The organism is Altererythrobacter chaiwopuensis, assembly GCF_054957755.1.
In genome coordinates this window covers 1107541-1123061 of record NZ_JBTXJG010000001.1, presented here as the reverse complement: position 1 = coordinate 1123061, position 15521 = coordinate 1107541, and the positions used below count along the sequence as shown (strand labels likewise).

At 60.9% G+C, this 15521-nt stretch carries 18 protein-coding genes; 7 read left to right on the top strand and 11 right to left on the bottom strand.

Annotation, left to right across the window (positions count from 1 at the left end; genetic code table 11):
• The 3 genes from ACX2DJ_RS05535 to ACX2DJ_RS05525 form a co-directional block, all read right to left on the bottom strand.
• The gene (locus ACX2DJ_RS05535; RefSeq protein ID WP_462571440.1) at nucleotides 1-708 is read right to left on the bottom strand and encodes an N-acetylmuramoyl-L-alanine amidase; all 708 of its coding nucleotides are present in this window, start codon (nucleotides 706-708) and stop codon (nucleotides 1-3) included.
• A 1-nt stretch (nucleotide 709) separates the two neighbouring features.
• Nucleotides 710-1369, bottom strand: a complete 660-nt coding sequence (locus ACX2DJ_RS05530; protein WP_462571439.1) for a histidine phosphotransferase family protein — start codon at nucleotides 1367-1369, stop codon at nucleotides 710-712.
• A gap of 140 nt (nucleotides 1370-1509) precedes the next feature.
• On the bottom strand, nucleotides 1510-1902 hold the full coding sequence (locus tag ACX2DJ_RS05525) for a M67 family metallopeptidase (protein WP_462571438.1): 393 nt from the start codon (nucleotides 1900-1902) through the stop codon (nucleotides 1510-1512).
• A 161-nt stretch (nucleotides 1903-2063) separates the two neighbouring features.
• Here ACX2DJ_RS05525 and ACX2DJ_RS05520 point away from each other — a divergent pair, with 161 nt between their 5' ends.
• From ACX2DJ_RS05520 to ACX2DJ_RS05510, 3 genes are all read left to right on the top strand, one after another.
• A complete protein-coding gene (locus tag ACX2DJ_RS05520) occupies nucleotides 2064-3008 on the top strand; it encodes an RluA family pseudouridine synthase (protein ID WP_462571436.1) in 945 nt (314 codons plus the stop codon).
• 123 nt (nucleotides 3009-3131) lie between these two features.
• Nucleotides 3132-4037 (top strand): RNA polymerase sigma factor RpoH, encoded by a 906-nt coding sequence (rpoH, locus tag ACX2DJ_RS05515; RefSeq protein ID WP_462571435.1) that lies wholly within the window; start codon nucleotides 3132-3134, stop codon nucleotides 4035-4037.
• Nucleotides 4038-4105: 68 nt separating this feature from the next.
• On the top strand, nucleotides 4106-4462 hold the full coding sequence (locus ACX2DJ_RS05510; protein ID WP_462571434.1) for an endonuclease domain-containing protein: 357 nt from the start codon (nucleotides 4106-4108) through the stop codon (nucleotides 4460-4462).
• A 70-nt stretch (nucleotides 4463-4532) separates the two neighbouring features.
• Here ACX2DJ_RS05510 and ACX2DJ_RS05505 read toward each other — a convergent pair whose 3' ends face one another.
• The gene (locus ACX2DJ_RS05505) at nucleotides 4533-5867 is read right to left on the bottom strand and encodes an amidohydrolase (RefSeq protein ID WP_462571433.1); all 1335 of its coding nucleotides are present in this window, start codon (nucleotides 5865-5867) and stop codon (nucleotides 4533-4535) included.
• A gap of 112 nt (nucleotides 5868-5979) precedes the next feature.
• Between ACX2DJ_RS05505 and mtgA the strand changes: the two genes are divergently transcribed.
• On the top strand, nucleotides 5980-6720 hold the full coding sequence (mtgA, locus tag ACX2DJ_RS05500) for a monofunctional biosynthetic peptidoglycan transglycosylase (protein WP_462571432.1): 741 nt from the start codon (nucleotides 5980-5982) through the stop codon (nucleotides 6718-6720).
• 5 nt (nucleotides 6721-6725) lie between these two features.
• Nucleotides 6726-7643 (top strand): cation diffusion facilitator family transporter, encoded by a 918-nt coding sequence (locus ACX2DJ_RS05495; RefSeq protein ID WP_462571431.1) that lies wholly within the window; start codon nucleotides 6726-6728, stop codon nucleotides 7641-7643.
• Between the two features lie 19 nt (nucleotides 7644-7662).
• Here the strand turns inward: ACX2DJ_RS05495 and ACX2DJ_RS05490 are convergent, their stop codons facing one another.
• Genes ACX2DJ_RS05490 through ACX2DJ_RS05475 form a run of 4 tightly spaced genes read right to left on the bottom strand, consistent with a single transcriptional unit; the run spans nucleotide 7663 to nucleotide 9449 of the window.
• Nucleotides 7663-8064: a hypothetical protein gene (locus ACX2DJ_RS05490; protein WP_462571430.1), complete on the bottom strand. Its 402-nt coding sequence runs from the start codon at nucleotides 8062-8064 to the stop codon at nucleotides 7663-7665.
• Entirely contained in the window at nucleotides 8051-8266 is a 216-nt protein-coding gene (locus ACX2DJ_RS05485; protein ID WP_462571429.1) for a GDCCVxC domain-containing (seleno)protein, read from the bottom strand. The genes ACX2DJ_RS05490 and ACX2DJ_RS05485 overlap by 14 nt, the downstream gene beginning before the upstream one ends.
• Nucleotides 8263-8577 (bottom strand): heavy-metal-associated domain-containing protein, encoded by a 315-nt coding sequence (locus ACX2DJ_RS05480; RefSeq protein WP_462571428.1) that lies wholly within the window; start codon nucleotides 8575-8577, stop codon nucleotides 8263-8265. Before ACX2DJ_RS05480 ends, ACX2DJ_RS05485 begins: the two co-directional genes overlap by 4 nt.
• A gap of 14 nt (nucleotides 8578-8591) precedes the next feature.
• Nucleotides 8592-9449 carry a transporter gene (locus tag ACX2DJ_RS05475; protein ID WP_462571427.1) on the bottom strand — a complete coding sequence of 286 codons (858 nt, stop codon included), beginning with the start codon at nucleotides 9447-9449 and terminating at the stop codon, nucleotides 8592-8594.
• A gap of 123 nt (nucleotides 9450-9572) precedes the next feature.
• Here ACX2DJ_RS05475 and ACX2DJ_RS05470 point away from each other — a divergent pair, with 123 nt between their 5' ends.
• Nucleotides 9573-9974, top strand: a complete 402-nt coding sequence (locus ACX2DJ_RS05470) for a MerR family transcriptional regulator (protein WP_462571426.1) — start codon at nucleotides 9573-9575, stop codon at nucleotides 9972-9974.
• Nucleotides 9975-10020: 46 nt separating this feature from the next.
• On the opposite strand, the gene clpX is transcribed toward ACX2DJ_RS05470, so the two are convergent.
• Nucleotides 10021-11295 carry an ATP-dependent Clp protease ATP-binding subunit ClpX gene (gene clpX / locus ACX2DJ_RS05465; protein ID WP_462571425.1) on the bottom strand — a complete coding sequence of 425 codons (1275 nt, stop codon included), beginning with the start codon at nucleotides 11293-11295 and terminating at the stop codon, nucleotides 10021-10023.
• A 172-nt stretch (nucleotides 11296-11467) separates the two neighbouring features.
• Nucleotides 11468-12166 (bottom strand): ATP-dependent Clp protease proteolytic subunit, encoded by a 699-nt coding sequence (locus tag ACX2DJ_RS05460; RefSeq protein ID WP_462571424.1) that lies wholly within the window; start codon nucleotides 12164-12166, stop codon nucleotides 11468-11470.
• Between the two features lie 132 nt (nucleotides 12167-12298).
• Here ACX2DJ_RS05460 and ACX2DJ_RS05455 point away from each other — a divergent pair, with 132 nt between their 5' ends.
• Nucleotides 12299-13825 carry an amidase gene (locus ACX2DJ_RS05455; RefSeq protein WP_462571423.1) on the top strand — a complete coding sequence of 509 codons (1527 nt, stop codon included), beginning with the start codon at nucleotides 12299-12301 and terminating at the stop codon, nucleotides 13823-13825.
• Between the two features lie 23 nt (nucleotides 13826-13848).
• Here the strand turns inward: ACX2DJ_RS05455 and tig are convergent, their stop codons facing one another.
• Nucleotides 13849-15468, bottom strand: coding sequence for a trigger factor (gene tig / locus ACX2DJ_RS05450; RefSeq protein WP_462571421.1), 1620 nt, complete (start codon nucleotides 15466-15468; stop codon nucleotides 13849-13851).
• Nucleotides 15469-15521: the final 53 nt, after the last annotated feature.

Here is a 15521-nt window from a genome sequence, read left to right as displayed (position 1 = left end):
CTATCTAGTCGCTCCGCGGTCGCGATCCAAGAGCAATTGAAACAGAATCGCCCGCACCTGGCCGTCGATCTGGCCGTCGATCCTCCCAGGCCGCCAGCGGCGCTGAAAAGCCTCGACCGCCTTGTGCCCGTCGGTAATGTCATAACCGAACCGTTCGAGCGCGAGATAGAACGCCCCGTCATTGTCGAACGGATCGCCCAGTTCGAGCTTTTCCGGCTTGGGCAGGCATAGGCCGTATCCGGCCAACCGGTCCCACGGGAACAGCTCGCCCGGGTCGGTCTTGCGCGCGGGCGCGACATCCGAATGGCCAACAACATTGGCGCGCGGGATATCGTAATGTTTCACGATCCAGTGCAGCAGCGGAACCAGCGCCTCGATCTGGGCATCGGCAAATTCGCGATAGCCCAAGGCGTGGCCCGGATGGTCAAGCTCGATCCCGATGCTGGCCGAATTCACATCCTTGTGCCCGCGCCAATATGATGCGCCGGCATGCCAGGCGCGCTTCTCTTCCGGCACCAGGCGGGTCACCTGCCCTTCCTCGCTGATGAGATAGTGTGCGCTGACCTGGGCGGTGGGATCGCACAGCCTTTGCAGCGCGGTCTCGACCGGCTTCATCTCGGTATAATGCAACACCACCATGCTCACCGGCAGGCTGCGCTCGTTGAAATTGGGCGACAGCTGTTCGCGGTGGACCAGCTCGCTATCCATCTCAGCCAATCATCCCGTGCGGCTGCGGCAACACCGCCCCCATCACCAGCGCATCCTCGCTGCGCTTGTATTGCAGCCCGCCGCCAATCTCTTCGGCCAGGGTTGCGATCATATGAGCAGCGGCAGTGCGGCTGGAAAGCTCGCCCGGCGCCAAATCGCCTTGCAGCGCGCGCCCGATGGTTTCGTCAAAGGCGATGCGGTCACCGCTTGCGCGCACCACGATCTCGTAATTGCCGTCATGCAGTTCGGCCCCGATATCAAGCGTGCCGCCGCGGATCAGGGCGTCGAGCCCGATCTGCGCCAGGTTGAGCATCACCTTCACCGCGGGTTTGGGCAGGCTGGTATCGGAGATCGCCCAGTTGACCGTCACCCCGCGTGCTTCGCTCACCAACGTGTCAATCACGCTCTGCGCCTCTTCAACCGGCACCGCATCGCCGAATCCGCCCGCCGCACCAAATGCAAGGCGGAAGAACTTGAGCTTGCCGGTGCTGATCCGCGCGCTCTGTTCGAGCAATTCGATGCAGCGCGCCCGCATCTGCGGATCCTTTTCGTCGGCCAGCAGCTCAAGCCCGTTCGAAAGCGCACCGACGGGCGAAAGCATGTCATGGCACAGGCGCGAGCACATCAGCGCGGCGAGTTCTGTAGCGGATGTGGAATTCATGGAACGGCTTCAATTCCTGCAGGATGGAACACTTGGAACACAGTCCTAAGGATAAAAAACCCGGCTCGCCAGTCACGGATCGACCGATTGCCCCGAAAAGCTGCCAAAGATTGCGCTTGAACCCGCTGCATTGGGGCAAACTATGCCCGAACGACCTGGTAGGAAAGCGCGAGAAACCCATCGGACGCATCCTGCCAGAACATCACGCTGTCATGCCCGATGATCGCCCAGACCAATCCATCGCCCGCTGCCATTGCGCGGTCAGTGGCGGATGGCTCAGGCGGACCGGAGGGATGCGAATGGTAATATCCGATCACTTGCGGGCCGCCGCCGCGCGCGCTGCGGTGGGCATCGATCAGCGCCTGCGGGTCGATCTCGAAATGGGTCTCGGGCGAAGAGTGGACATTGGCAGTGGGTCTGGCTTCGCTTATCCGGCTGCCTGCGCCCAGCAGGATACCGCAGCATTCGCGCGGATGGGCGGCGCGGGCTTCATCGATGAGCAGCGAAATAATTGATTTTGCGACAATCAGCATCGTTCGGTCCCTTTAACCGTTCGCCCTGAGCTTGTCGAAACCATGGTCTTACCTTGCCTTTTTCGTCATTCCCGCGAAAGCGGGAATCCATGGATCGCGCGCAATTTATCTGGACCCCCGCCTTTGCGGGGATGACGAACGAACGGGGCTGAGCGAGCATAGTGGACGGACACGCCATCATCACCGGCACTATCACGACCTCCGATCGCCTCGACAAGGCGCTGGCCGAGGCAACCGAGCTTTCGCGCGCGCGCATCCAGGCGCTGATTGCCGCAGGCCAGGTCGAAGTGGAGGGCCAGCCCGCCACCAGCGCCAAGATCAAGGTGGCCGCTGGCGCACGGTTCGCGATCCATGTCCCGCCCGCTGTGGCAGCAGAGGCACAGCCGCAGGATATCCCGCTCAATATCGTTTACGAGGATGAGCACCTGATCGTGATCGACAAGCCTGCGGGCATGGTGGTCCATCCGGCAGCAGGTAACCCGGACCGCACGCTGGTCAATGCCTTGCTCCATCACTGTCAGGGGCAGCTCTCGGGTATCGGCGGGGTGGCGCGCGCCGGCATCGTCCACCGCATCGACAAGGACACATCGGGCCTGCTGGTCGTGGCCAAAAACGACAAGGCGCATGAAGGGCTGGCGCGCCAGTTCAAGGACCATTCGATCGAGCGGCGCTATCTGGCGGTCTGCGCGGGCCATCCCAGCCCGCCCGAAGGCACGATTGCCACCCGAATCGGCAGATCGGATGCAAACCGCAAGAAAATGACCGTGCTCGACAAGAATTCCTCGCGCGGCAAACACGCGGTGACGCACTATAAAACCATCAGAAAGCTGCATTCCGCCGCGCTGATCGAATGCCGGCTTGAAACCGGGCGAACCCACCAGGTGCGCGTTCACTGCGCGTCAATCGGTCATGCGCTATTAGGAGACCCGTTATATGGACGCACTCCAAACGATTTACGGCCTGTTCTCAAGGAATTGGGCTTTGAACGGCAGGCACTGCATGCGGCAGTGCTGGGATTCGAGCATCCGGTGAGCGGCGAATGGCTCGAATTCCGGTCGGAATTGCCCGCCGATATGCAGGAACTAATCGGCCGAACCGCTCGTTGAAATCGATGAAACGCACTGCAAATCGCTGCAAAAGCGTTTATATGTAACTGAGTAGCCCGCACCAGCGGATGCCCATCAGGGGTCCGGTAACGACGGGTTGACGCAAGAAAGGTTAGGGAAGAAGTGAGCAACAAGACTACCCCGTCGGTCCCGGCGCTCAGCGGTGAGCAAAGCCTCAACCGCTATCTCGCCGAGATCAAGAAGTTTCCCGTGCTTACGGCCGAGCAGGAATACATGCTGGCCAAGCGCTATGCCGAACATGACGATCCCGAGGCGGCTGCCCAGCTGGTGACCAGCCATTTGCGGCTCGTTGCCAAGATCGCGATGGGCTATCGCGGCTATGGCCTGCCGGTCAGCGATCTCATTTCCGAAGGCAATGTAGGGCTGATGCAGGGCGTGAAGAAATTCGAGCCCGATCGCGGCTTCCGCCTGGCCACTTATGCCATGTGGTGGATCAAGGCGAGTATCCAGGAATTCATCCTGCGCAGCTGGTCGCTTGTCAAAATGGGCACCACCGCCGCTCAGAAGAAGCTGTTTTTCAACCTGCGCCGGATGAAGAAACAGCTCGAAGCTTACGAGGATACCGATCTTTCTCCGGAAGACGTGACCAAGATCGCCACCGATCTGGGCGTGCCTGAGCAGGAAGTGATCAATATGAACCGCCGGATGATGATGGGCGGTGATGGTTCGCTCAACGTGCCGATGCGCGGCGGCGAGGAAGGCTCGGGCGAATGGCAGGACTGGCTTACCGATGACCGTCCGCTGCAGGACGAGACGGTGGCCGATGCCGAAGAGGCGCAGATGCGCCATGAAATGCTGGCCGACGCGATGGATGCGCTCAACGAGCGTGAGAAGCATATCCTGACCGAACGCCGCCTGACCGAAAACCCGCAGACGCTCGAAGAACTGTCGCAGGTTTACGATGTCAGCCGCGAACGCATCCGCCAGATCGAAGTGCGCGCGTTCGAGAAGCTGCAAAAGGCGATGCAGCGCATCGCGGGCGAAAGGCTGCTGCCGGGAGTTGCGTGATCGAGCGATCCTCCCCGTGAGCTTGCTCATGGGGAGGTGGCAGCAACGCAGTTGCTGACGGAGGGGCTGTGGCTCGACAGACGACAAAGCGAAAAGTCCGCCAAGCCAAGGCGTTGCGGCGCAACATGACTTTGCCTGAAGTCCTGATGTGGCGCGAGCTAAGGCAGTCTGACCTGAAATTTCGCAGACAACATCCCATTGGCCCATATGTAGTGGACTTCTATTGCGCGGCCGCGAAGCTTGCTATCGAAGTAGACGGTATTGTTCATGATATGGGCGCGATGCCCTGCAAGGACGCAGCGCGTGATGAAGCAATCCAAAGCCGCGGAATAAAAACTGTTCGTATCTCGGCGAACGAAATACTTTCATCCCCGACATCTAGCGCTGAAGCTATTCTGGCAGTTTGCAGGGAAAGGCTGAATTAGCCCCTCCACCACTCGTTTCACGAGCGGTCCCCCTCCCCATTGCCCTGCAACGGGGAGGATCTGATCTGCACTACTCCGCCCCGGCCAGATCCAGCACTGCCGCGATCATCGCACGGGTGCCGATGGTAACCGATTCCTTCGGCGCGATCTTGAACAGCGGCGAGTGATGGCTGGGCACCGGCGGGCCGCCATTGGCCGCCGCATCAAACGCGGATTGCGGGGTTCCGCCAACCGCGAAGTAATAACCCGGCACGCCCAGCTCCTGTGTCACGAAGAAGGCAAAATCTTCAGCGCCCATGTTCTGCTGCGCAAAGGGCGGCACCGCCGCCTCGCCGAAGGTTTCCTTCATCACCGCGTTGAGCCGCCGTGCCAGCGCCGGATCATTATAGGTCACCGGCGTGCCTTCAGTCACCTTGACTTGCGGCAGCATATCCTCGGGCAGGCCGTGCGCACGCCCGACATTGACCGCGATGCGCTCGATCGCCGCCAGCGTTTTGGCGCGCACCTTCTCGTCATTGGCGCGCACCGTCAGCTGCAGGTCAGCCCGGTCGGAGATGATGTTGTGCTTGGTGCCCGCATGGAACGCCCCCACGGTGATCACCACCGGATCGAGCGGCATGGTTTCGCGGCTCACGATCGATTGCAGCGCATTCACGATCTGCGCGCCGATATAGACCGGATCACGCCCCGAATGCGGGCTGGCGCCATGTGCGCCGATCCCCGGCACCATGATGTCGACCGAATCCGCACTCGAATACTGGATGCCTTCGGATGCCGTGACCATTCCGGTGGGCAGCACGGAGGCGACATGGAAGGCAAGCGCATAATCCGGCTTGCCGAACCGCTGATAGAGCCCGTCCGCGATCATCGCACGCGCCCCGCCAACGCGCTCTTCGGCCGGCTGGACCACGAACATCAGCGTGCCGCTCCACTGGTCCTTCATCGCCATCAGGCGGCGCGCGGTTCCCACCATCGAGGTGATGTGCACATCGTGCCCGCAGGCGTGCATGACCGGATATTCCTGCCCGTCCTGGCCCACCTGGGTTGCGGTCGAGGCATATTCGAGGCCCGATTTCTCCACCACCGGCAGCCCGTCCATATCGGCGCGCAGCAGGATCCGCGGCCCCTCGCCGTTCCTGAGCATGCCGACAACGCCGGTGCCGCCCACGCCCTCGGTCACTTCCAGCCCCGCCGCGCGCAGCTCCGCCGCCATGCGCGCAGAGGTGTTCGTCTCAAGGAAGGAGAGCTCCGGGTTCATGTGAAAATGCACGAACAGCTCGTCAAGATAGGCCTCGTAATCAGCGTCGACCGCAGCCGCGACCTCGTCTGTATTCGCCAGGGCCGGGCTTGCCGCCAGCATTGCACCCACACTTGCGGCCAGCATCAATTTGCGCATCGAAATCATCGAATCCCTCCTGTGATCCCCACTTGCCCAATCCAAGCAGCTTCGCACTGGCCGTGCAAGCGCGCATCACCGATTGCGCAAGTCGTGCAGGCGCATTAATCGGCAGGGCTCTATGCGTTTCGCTTTCTTCCCCGCTGTCCGCGATGGCTTCGCCAACCTTCGGCGCGCGCCCGGCCGCACGCTCGCGCGCTGGCTGGCCAAGACTATCGTGTGGTTCATCGGGATCAGCCTGGCGCTGGTGCTGCTTTACAAATGGGTGCCGGTGCCGATCACCGCGACCATGCTGCTCGACGACAAGGTGTGGGAAAACGGGCTGAGCAAGGATTGGGAGTCGCTTTCAAACATCGACCGCAATCTGGTGAGCGCGGTGATCGCTGGCGAGGACGGAAAATTCTGCAGCCATAACGGTTTCGATGCCGAAGCAATTGCCACGGCCGCTGCCCGCAATTTGCAGGGCGGGCGTATCCGCGGCGGCTCCACCATCACCCAACAAACCGCCAAGAACGTGTTCCTGTGGCAAGGTGGCGGCTATTTCCGCAAGGGACTTGAGGCCTGGTTTGCCTTCCTGATCGAGCAGGTGTGGGGCAAGCGGCGGATCATGGAGGTCTATCTCAACGTCGCCGAAACGGGCATTGGCACTTACGGTGCCGAAGCCGGGGCGCAGCGCTATTTCGGGCATTCCGCTGCCCGCCTGACCCGCGACGAGGCCGCGCGCATGGCGGCCGTCCTGCCCCAGCCGAAGAAGCGCGCGGTGATCGCCCCTTCGGGCTTTACCCGCCGTTACGGCAATACGATCGCTGCCCGTATGGGTGCAGTGCGGCGTGACGGGCTCGACGCCTGCGTCTATGAGTGACCGCGATGGGGCCGGGACACCAGCATGATCACGCCAACGCGCATGGCCACGGCCATGCTCCGCCCGATTTCGGGCGGGCATTTGCGGTGGGCGTGGTGCTCAACACGGCATTTGTCATCATCGAAGCGACCTATGGCATCCTGTCAGGATCGATGGCGCTGGTGGCCGATGCGGGCCACAACCTGTCTGACGTTCTGGCGCTGATGCTGGCCTGGGGCGCGAGCGTGGCCGCGAAAAAGCCAGCTTCCCCGCGCTATACCTATGGCTTCAAGAGCTCGACCATCATGGCCGCGCTCGCCAATGCCATGCTGCTGGCTCTGGCAATCGGCGCGATCCTGTTCGAAACGATCAACCGGCTGGTCGACCCGGCCCCGGTGGAAGGCATGACCTTGGTGGTGGTGGCCGGGATCGGAATCGCGATCAACACTGCCACCGCGCTGATGTTCATGCGCGGCCGTAAGAGCGACCTCAACATTCGCGGTGCCTTCCTGCATATGGCCGCTGACGCGCTGGTATCGCTGGGCGTAGTGCTGGCGGGCCTGGCGATCCTCTTTACCGGTGAAATGTGGATCGACCCCGTCACCAGCCTGGTGATCGTGGCGGTAATTGGCTGGGGCACCTGGGGCCTGGCGAGAGACAGCATCAAGCTGGGCCTGCATGCTGTGCCTGAGAATATCGACGAGACCGCAGTGCGCCTGCACCTCGCCAGTCAGGACGGCGTCGAAACGATCCACGATCTCCACATCTGGCCAATGAGCACAACGGAGACCGCGCTGACCGTGCATCTGGTGATGCCCGGCGGCCATCCGGGCGATGACTTTCTCAACGATGTCGCACACGGTCTTGCGTGCAATTTCGGCATCGGTCACGTGACCGTGCAGATCGAGAATTCACGCGAATGCGCCATGCCCGGCTGCTGTTGAAAGCGCGATTGGAAGCGATTCAGAGATAGCCCAGCCATTGCGCCAGCGGCAACAGGGCATAAGCCGCAAACAGGCTGATCAGCCAGATTGCAAAGGCAATTGTTAAAAGCCGCCGGTTCCAGCGATCGGCAGTGTTGCAGGCATGCGCCAGTTCGGGATCGGCGGGGCAGGTGCGCCCCGGCCTGAATAGTGCCCAGGCCGCCGCCAGCATGATCAGCGCAGTGATCGCAAAGGTCCATTCCTTGTGCAGGCCAAGGAAGGTGAGGAATGGAAAATTGCCATAGAGCGACGCCACCGCCCCGCCCAGGCCCAGGAAAACCAGAACGATGGGGATGACGCAGCATATCAGCGTGGTGGTGCTGGTCAGCAATACCAGCCAGCCCCATCTGCGCGGCGTGGGCATCGCATCAGGCGCGGGCATCACTGCAGCCCTTTTCGGCCTGGATCGGCGGGCACGGCACGTCGCCAAAAGAGCAGAACACGCAGCAATCACCCGCCAGTGGCTTGAGCCGGGCGTGGCAGCCCTCGCATTCATAGAAGAAGCGGCAGGCATCGGTCGGCATGGTCTCGCCGCGGGTATGGCCGCATTGCGGGCAGGTGATGGTCGAATGCAGCACGGTCACGCCGGGCAGGATCCGCGCTTCGCCTTGCCGCGATAGGTAAAGCCCTTGCCCTTGAACAGTTTGGCAAGAGTGGCATCGGAAATGTCCGCCTTGCTCTCATCGGCGCATAGCGTGATTGTGCCCTCGTCAAGATTGGCAGACACCGCGCTTACACCCTTGTTTTTTTTCAGCGCTTTTTCCGATGTTGCGACGCAAAACGGGCAGGTGATGCCATCGATCCGCAGGACATATTGCGCTTCCTGCGCCAATGCGGGGGCAGCGGGCAGCGCCAGGGCAAGCACTACAATCGGCAGAGCGAATTTCGGTCTCATGTCGGCGATCTCCTTCAGATATTGGCTCGCACACCAAACCGCAGCACGAAGTCCTGACTGAAGTTCGATTGATCGAGGCTTTGGGTTACGGGAATTTGCAAGGCCGCCTCGGCCATCCAGCGGCGCTGCGAATATTGCAGCACAGGGGATATAAAGAGCCGCTCGCCAGCGGTCCCGGGTATCGGAGCGCCCGCCACGCGGCTGCGGCGCTGATCAAGATAGTTTAGCTCCACCCCACCAAACAGGAACCCGCGCGTTCCGGCATTGATCGCGGCCGGCAGCAGCCTTCTCTGCACTGAAAGATCGGCGCGAAATACATCACCCTGCGCCTGCAATCCGGCTTCGCGGTTTTCCTGCCAGGCCAGTTGCGCGTCGAGGTTCCAGTCGATCGAAGCAATCGATCCGACCACCCCGCCCACCAGATCGAGCGAACCTGAGCCCGGCTGCAAACCGGGCGGCAATTGCCCGAATTCGTCAGCGGCCGAATCCTTGCCCGTCGGCAGTTCCACTCCCACAAACGGAGCCAGGCGCAAGGTCTGGCCATTTCGGTCACGTTGAATCAGGGTATAGCGGGCAAAGGCGCGCACATCGCCAAAACCCGCGACTGACCTTTTGTCTGCGAAAGCAGCGTGCAACTCCCGATCGGCCCACGGCACTGCCACAAACAGCGCCAGATCGGGGGTTAAACCATATCCCCCCACGGTTTCGATGGTGCGCTCTTCCAACCGGTCGCTGCCCCGATCGGCCTCTGCCACGATAATCTGCTGGCGCACCACGACATGGCCCTCGCTCACCGGAAGGGCAGTATTGAACGTGGCCGGCGCCGCATCGGCCTGCGTGGGCACCAGCACCATGAGCAATGTCACCGCCACGCAAGATCGGGCACGGTGCAATCCGGTTTGTGCTGGCAATCCGATTCTCCTGTCTTGCAGCGCCTGCAGGGCATATACATGCTGTAGTAGCTACAGGATCAAGCGATAAATCGAGGCAGTCTTATGACGGAAATTCAACATACTATCGGATCAGTTTCGCGTGAGAGCGGCGTGCATATCGAAACGATCCGCTATTATGAACGGATTGGATTGATACCCCGGCAACAGCGCAGCAACAGTGGCAGGCGCATCTATGACCCCCAGGACAGGCAGCGATTGAGCTTTATCCGTCGCTGCCGCGAACTGGGTTTCTCGCTCGACGACATACGCTCGCTGCTCGATCTTGCAGGCTCGAATGATCGCACCTGTCAGGAGGTCAAGGATTTGACCGAGGCACATCTAGCATCGGTGCGCTCGCGCCTGTCCGACCTCAAACGGATGGAAGCCTCGCTCAAGGCGCTGTCGCAAAGCTGCGAAGGTGGCGGATCGCCGGATTGCCCGATATTGGCGCGGCTATTCGTTTGAAGCCGGGGCAACAGGTGCCTTGGGGTCAGGCACCCAAGTCGGTGACCTAGGCCGCCGCTTCCTTTCCGCCTTTCTTGGCATCGCCGTTGACAACGTGGATCGGATCCTTGCGGCCCTCGACCACGTCCTTGTCGATCACAATCTCGCTGACGTTCTCCATGTCGGGCAAGTCAAACATGGTGTCGAGCAATATGCCCTCCACGATCGAGCGCAGGCCGCGCGCACCGGTCTTGCGCAGGATGGCTTTCTCGGCAATTGCCTGCAGCGCTTCGGCGGTGAAAGTCAGCTCGACATCCTCAAGCTCGAACAGCTTGTGATACTGCTTGACCAGCGCGTTCTTCGGCTCTTGCAGGATGGTGACCAGCGCATCGACATCAAGATCATGCAGCGTGGCGATAACCGGCAGACGGCCGACGAATTCGGGAATCAGGCCGAACTTGAGCAGATCTTCCGGCTCGCTCTTTTCCAGCAGCTCGCCCACGCGGCGCTTGTCAGGATCGGCGACGTGCGCGCCGAACCCGATAGAGCGCTTCTGCAAGCGGTCGGCGATGATCTTGTCGAGCCCGGCAAACGCCCCGCCGCAGATAAACAGGATATTGGTGGTGTCGACCTGCAGGAATTCTTGCTGCGGATGCTTGCGCCCGCCCTGCGGCGGCACAGAGGCGGTGGTGCCTTCCATCAGCTTGAGCAGCGCCTGCTGCACGCCCTCGCCCGAAACGTCGCGCGTGATCGAAGGGTTTTCGGCCTTGCGGGTGATCTTGTCGATCTCGTCGATATAGACGATCCCTTGCTGCGCCTTTTCGACGTTGTAATCCGATGCCTGGAGCAGCTTGAGAATGATGTTCTCCACGTCCTCGCCAACATAGCCAGCTTCGGTCAGCGTGGTGGCATCGGCCATGGTGAAAGGCACATCGAAGGTGCGCGCCAGCGTCTGTGCCAGCAGCGTCTTGCCCGATCCGGTCGGGCCGACCAGCAGGATGTTCGATTTGGCCAGCTCTACATCATTGCCCTTGCCGCTGTGCTTGAGCCGTTTGTAGTGATTGTGCACCGCCACCGAAAGCACGCGCTTGGCGCGGTCCTGCCCGATAACATAATCGTTGAGCGTGCCGAAAATCTCTGAAGGGGTGGGAACATCGCCTTCCTTGCGGCCAGCGACACCTGCCTTGGTTTCCTCGCGGATGATGTCATTGCACAGCTCGACGCATTCATCGCAGATGAACACGGTGGGGCCCGCAATCAGCTTGCGCACTTCATGCTGCGACTTGCCGCAGAAGCTGCAATACAGGGTACTCTTACTATCAGTTCCGCTCAATTTGGTCATTTCCTAAGCTTCCTGAACCCCGAAACCGAGGGGATTCGGCGACTCTATAGCCGCATAATCGTGAATCAACCTATAGCGCGCACATTTCACCGGGTGGCCTGACAAATCCGCGCAAATAAGTGGCTTTCTGGCCCTTGATGTCCCGTGAAGGGGCAAAAAATACCGGATATCCTTACTCGGGCGCGCCGCCCGAACCCTCTGCATCGCTATCGGAATCGCCTTCCGGGCGGGTTTCGAACACTTTATCGACGATCCCGAATTTCAGCGCTTCGTCTGCTTCAAGGAAGGTGTCGCGATCCATCGCCTTCTCGATATCTTCGAGGCTCCGGCCAGTGTAATTGACGTAAAGATCGTTCATGCGCGCCTTGATGCGCAGGATTTCCTTGGCCTGGATCTCGATATCGGACGCCATGCCGCGCGCACCGCCCGATGGCTGGTGCACCATGATCCGCGCATTGGGCAGCGCGATTCGCATGCCCGGCTCGCCCGCTGCAAGCAGGAAGCTGCCCATGCTGGCGGCCTGGCCGATGCACACGGTCGACACGCGCGGCTTGATGTATTGCATGGTGTCATGGATTGCCATGCCGGCCGTCACCACTCCGCCGGGCGAGTTGATATACATGCTGATCGGCTTGGATGGATTCTCGCTTTCGAGAAACAGCAACTGCGCCACTATCAGCGATGCCATATTGTCTTCGACCTGACCGGTGACAAACACGATGCGCTCGCGCAGCAACCGGCTGAAGATGTCGAAGCTGCGTTCGCCGCGGCTGGTCTGCTCGACAACCACCGGCACCAGCGCCCCGGTTACCGGGTCACGGGTGAATTGGTCTTGGCTGGCGTAACCGCCGGTGCCGAACAGATCGATCATGGAACATTCCTTGTGCATTTGGTTGAGCGCCTATTTCGGATGCGCAGCGCATATGTTCAAGGGCATTAACCCTTGCTCGCCAAAATGCATGTGGAACTTGCAAGTTTGGCCGCGCGTGGCAGTGTAGGCGGTATGAAGAAATACGCACAATTTGCGGCTGCCGCTGCCATCGCATTCGCCGCGCCTGCCCACTCCAGCAACGACCCGCAGACAGTCGAACTCGAATTCACCGGGGAATTTGACGGCGCCGCGGGTGCGGAACTCTATCTCAAGCGGATCGAGGCTGTGGATGACACGGGCCCGGCCATCAATGCGGTCATTGCCATGAATCCCGATGCGATGGGCGAAGCATTCAAGGCCAAGCAGGCGGGGCTGCCGCTCGCCGGGCGAACGGTGCTGGTCAAGGACAATATCGAAACGCGCGAATGGCCCACCACCGCCGGTTCGCTGGCGCTCAGGGACAATGCAACCGGCCGCGACGCGCCACTGATCGCCCGCCTGCGCACAGCGGGTGGCGTGATACTGGGCAAGACCAACCTTTCCGAATGGGCCAATATCCGCAGCAACAATTCGACCAGCGGGTGGAGCGCGATTGGCGGCCTCACCCGCAATCCGCATGCGACAGACCGAAATACCTGCGGCTCCTCTTCAGGAAGCGGGGCCGCGGTGGCGGCGGGCTTTGCCTGGACGGCGATCGGCACCGAAACCAATGGCTCGATTACCTGCCCGGCCAGCGTCAACGGCATCGTCGGATTCAAGCCCACGGTTGGCATGGTCAGCCGCACTCATGTGGTGCCGATCAGCGCGACTCAGGACACTGCCGGGCCGATGGCGCGCAGCGTCGAGGCTGCGGCGCAACTGCTCGGCGCGATGGCAGGCAGCGATCCGGCCGATCCGGCAACGGCCGAAGCGGATCGACATGCCACCGATTTTACCGCCGGGCTGGCTGACTATTCGCTTGAAGGCGTGCGGATAGGTGTGATGACCAGCCAGGTCGGTTCGCATCCGGGCGTCACGGCACTGTTCGAGCAGGCGAAAGCGGATCTGGAACGTGCTGGCGCAGAGCTGGTCCCGATCGAGTATGATTGGCCCGAGGGATTCTGGGAGCGCTCGCTCACGGTGCTGCTTTACGAATTGCAGCGCGATATGAACGCCTATCTCGGCACTCTTACCGATCCGGCTATGCCAGACACACTCGCCGATCTGGTCACCTTCAACAGGGCCAATGCCGAAGCGGAAATGCGCTGGTTCGGGCAGGACCTGTTTGAACAAGCGCTCGAAACGACGGATGAAGTAGCCTATCGGGAAGCGCTTGAGGCAATCCTCAAGGCAACCCGCGAAAACGGGATCGACCGCCTGATGGCCGAGCACGATGTGCAGTTCCTGATCGCGCCGACCACCGGCCCGGCGTGGTCGACCGATCTCGTCAATGGCGACAATTACGGTGGCGGTATCGGTGCGGGATCGCTTCCTGCGATCGCGGGCTATCCGCATCTGACCGTGCCGATGGGGGCGGTTGAGCGCCTGCCTGTGGGGCTCAGCATCTTTGCCGGCAAGTGGCAGGATCATGCCGTGCTGAAAGCCGGTGCGGCATATGAAAGGGCGCGAACAGCACCGCTGCCCGCGCCCTCATTCAGACCTTGGCAACCGGCAGAGTGATCCCCCGCCAGCCGCGCAGCTGATTACTTCTTGGCGGCCTTTTTGGCAGGAGCCTTCTTGGGCGCCGCTTTCTTGGGTGCAGCCTTTTCAGCGGCAGGCTTCTTAGCCGGGGCCGTCTTGGCAGCGGGCGTCTTGTCAGCCGCCTTCTTGTCAGCTGCCGCCTTGGCCGGAGCCTTCTTGGCGGCAGGCTTTGCTTCCGCAGCCTTTTTGGCTGGCGCTTTCTTTTCAGCTGGCGCCTTGTCGTCGGCTTTCTTGGCCGGGGCCTTCTTCTTGGCTGCAACCTTCTTCTTCGCAGCTGGCTTCGGTTCGGCAGTTTCCTCGGCTTCGATGGCCGCTTCCAGTTCTTCCTGCGTCACTTCACGCTCGGTGATCTCGGCCTTGTCGAACAGGAAATCGACCACCTTGTCTTCATAGAGCGGCGCGCGCAATTGAGCAGCAGCCATCGGCTCCTGCTGGACATATTGCACGAAACGATCGCGATCTTCGGGGCGGTACTGCTGCGCCGCCTGCTGGATCAGCATGCTCATTTCCTGCGCCGTCACTTCGACGCCATTGGCCTGGCCGATTTCACTCAGCAACAGGCCCAAACGCACGCGGCGTTCGGCAATCGAGCGATATTCATCGCGTTCGTTCTGGATTTCCTTGAGCGCATCCTGCGGATTTTCCTCGCGCGAGGCTTCCTGCTGCAGCTGCGCCCAAATCTGTTCGAATTCGGCGTTGACCATGCCCTGAGGCACTTCGAAGTCATGGCCTGCGGCCAGCGCGTCAAGCAGCTGACGTTTCATTTGCGTACGGGTGAGCCCGGCGGTTTGCTGTTCCAGCTGGCCGCGGACCAGTTCCTTGAGCTTGTCGAGGCTGTCGAGGCCCAGTGAAGTGGCGAAATCTTGATCCACCTTGGTTTCGGTTTCGACCTTCACCTGTTTCACAGTAATATCGAATTCGGCTTCCTGGCCCTTGAGGTTTTCCGCCGGGTAATCGTCAGGGAAGGTGACCTTGATGGTTCTGGTATCGCCCGTTTTCACACCCACCAGTTGATCTTCGAAGCCGGGAATGAACTGGCCCGAACCGATCACCAGTGCTGCGTCCTCAGCCTTGCCGCCTTCGAATTCCTCGCCGTTCAGCTTGCCGACGAAATCGATGATAAGCTGGTCGCCTTCAGCCGCTTTCTTGTTCTTGGCGGCATCCTTGTAGCTCTTGTTCTGCCCGGCAATGCCCTGCAGCGCTTCGTCCACCGCTTCATCGGCCACTGGCACGATCAGGCGCTCAAGCTTCAGGCCATCGAGCGAAGGTGCCTCGACAGTGGGCAGCACTTCAAGCTCGACCAGGATTTCCGCATCCTTGCCTTCTTCGTAACCTTCGCCAAGCTCGATTCTGGGCTGCATGGCAGGCCGCAGCGCCTTGTCTTTCATCAGCTTGTCAACCGATTCGCGGATCACATCGTTCACAGTCTGCGCGTGCAGCTGTTCCCCATGCATCTTCCTGACGAGATTCGCCGGGACCTTGCCTGGGCGAAAGCCCGGCATTTTCACTTGCGGCGCGATCTTCTTGATCTCGGCATCGATCTTGGCGGCGATATCGCCCGCCACGATGGTGAGCTGGTAGGCGCGCTTGAGCCCGTTGTTGGTGGTTTCCTTGATCTTCATGGGATTTAAACTGAAGCCTTTTCAACAATTTCGCTATAACATAGCTACGTCCG

What these genes read in the sequence shown, in the direction of transcription:
- ACX2DJ_RS05495 (WP_462571431.1), top strand. Translation starts at nt 6,726, where the DNA reads ATGGGGCCGGGACACCAGCATGATCACGCCAACGCGCATGGCCACGGC.
- ACX2DJ_RS05490 (WP_462571430.1), bottom strand. Translation starts at nt 8,064, where the DNA reads ATGCCCGCGCCTGATGCGATGCCCACGCCGCGCAGATGGGGCTGGCTG.
- ACX2DJ_RS05505 (WP_462571433.1), bottom strand. Translation starts at nt 5,867, where the DNA reads ATGATTTCGATGCGCAAATTGATGCTGGCCGCAAGTGTGGGTGCAATG.
- mtgA (WP_462571432.1), top strand. Translation starts at nt 5,980, where the DNA reads ATGCGTTTCGCTTTCTTCCCCGCTGTCCGCGATGGCTTCGCCAACCTT.
- ACX2DJ_RS05535 (WP_462571440.1), bottom strand. Translation starts at nt 708, where the DNA reads ATGGATAGCGAGCTGGTCCACCGCGAACAGCTGTCGCCCAATTTCAAC.
- clpX (WP_462571425.1), bottom strand. Translation starts at nt 11,295, where the DNA reads ATGACCAAATTGAGCGGAACTGATAGTAAGAGTACCCTGTATTGCAGC.
- ACX2DJ_RS05455 (WP_462571423.1), top strand. Translation starts at nt 12,299, where the DNA reads ATGAAGAAATACGCACAATTTGCGGCTGCCGCTGCCATCGCATTCGCC.
- ACX2DJ_RS05530 (WP_462571439.1), bottom strand. Translation starts at nt 1,369, where the DNA reads ATGAATTCCACATCCGCTACAGAACTCGCCGCGCTGATGTGCTCGCGC.
- ACX2DJ_RS05460 (WP_462571424.1), bottom strand. Translation starts at nt 12,166, where the DNA reads ATGATCGATCTGTTCGGCACCGGCGGTTACGCCAGCCAAGACCAATTC.
- tig (WP_462571421.1), bottom strand. Translation starts at nt 15,468, where the DNA reads ATGAAGATCAAGGAAACCACCAACAACGGGCTCAAGCGCGCCTACCAG.
- ACX2DJ_RS05525 (WP_462571438.1), bottom strand. Translation starts at nt 1,902, where the DNA reads ATGCTGATTGTCGCAAAATCAATTATTTCGCTGCTCATCGATGAAGCC.
- ACX2DJ_RS05470 (WP_462571426.1), top strand. Translation starts at nt 9,573, where the DNA reads ATGACGGAAATTCAACATACTATCGGATCAGTTTCGCGTGAGAGCGGC.
- ACX2DJ_RS05480 (WP_462571428.1), bottom strand. Translation starts at nt 8,577, where the DNA reads ATGAGACCGAAATTCGCTCTGCCGATTGTAGTGCTTGCCCTGGCGCTG.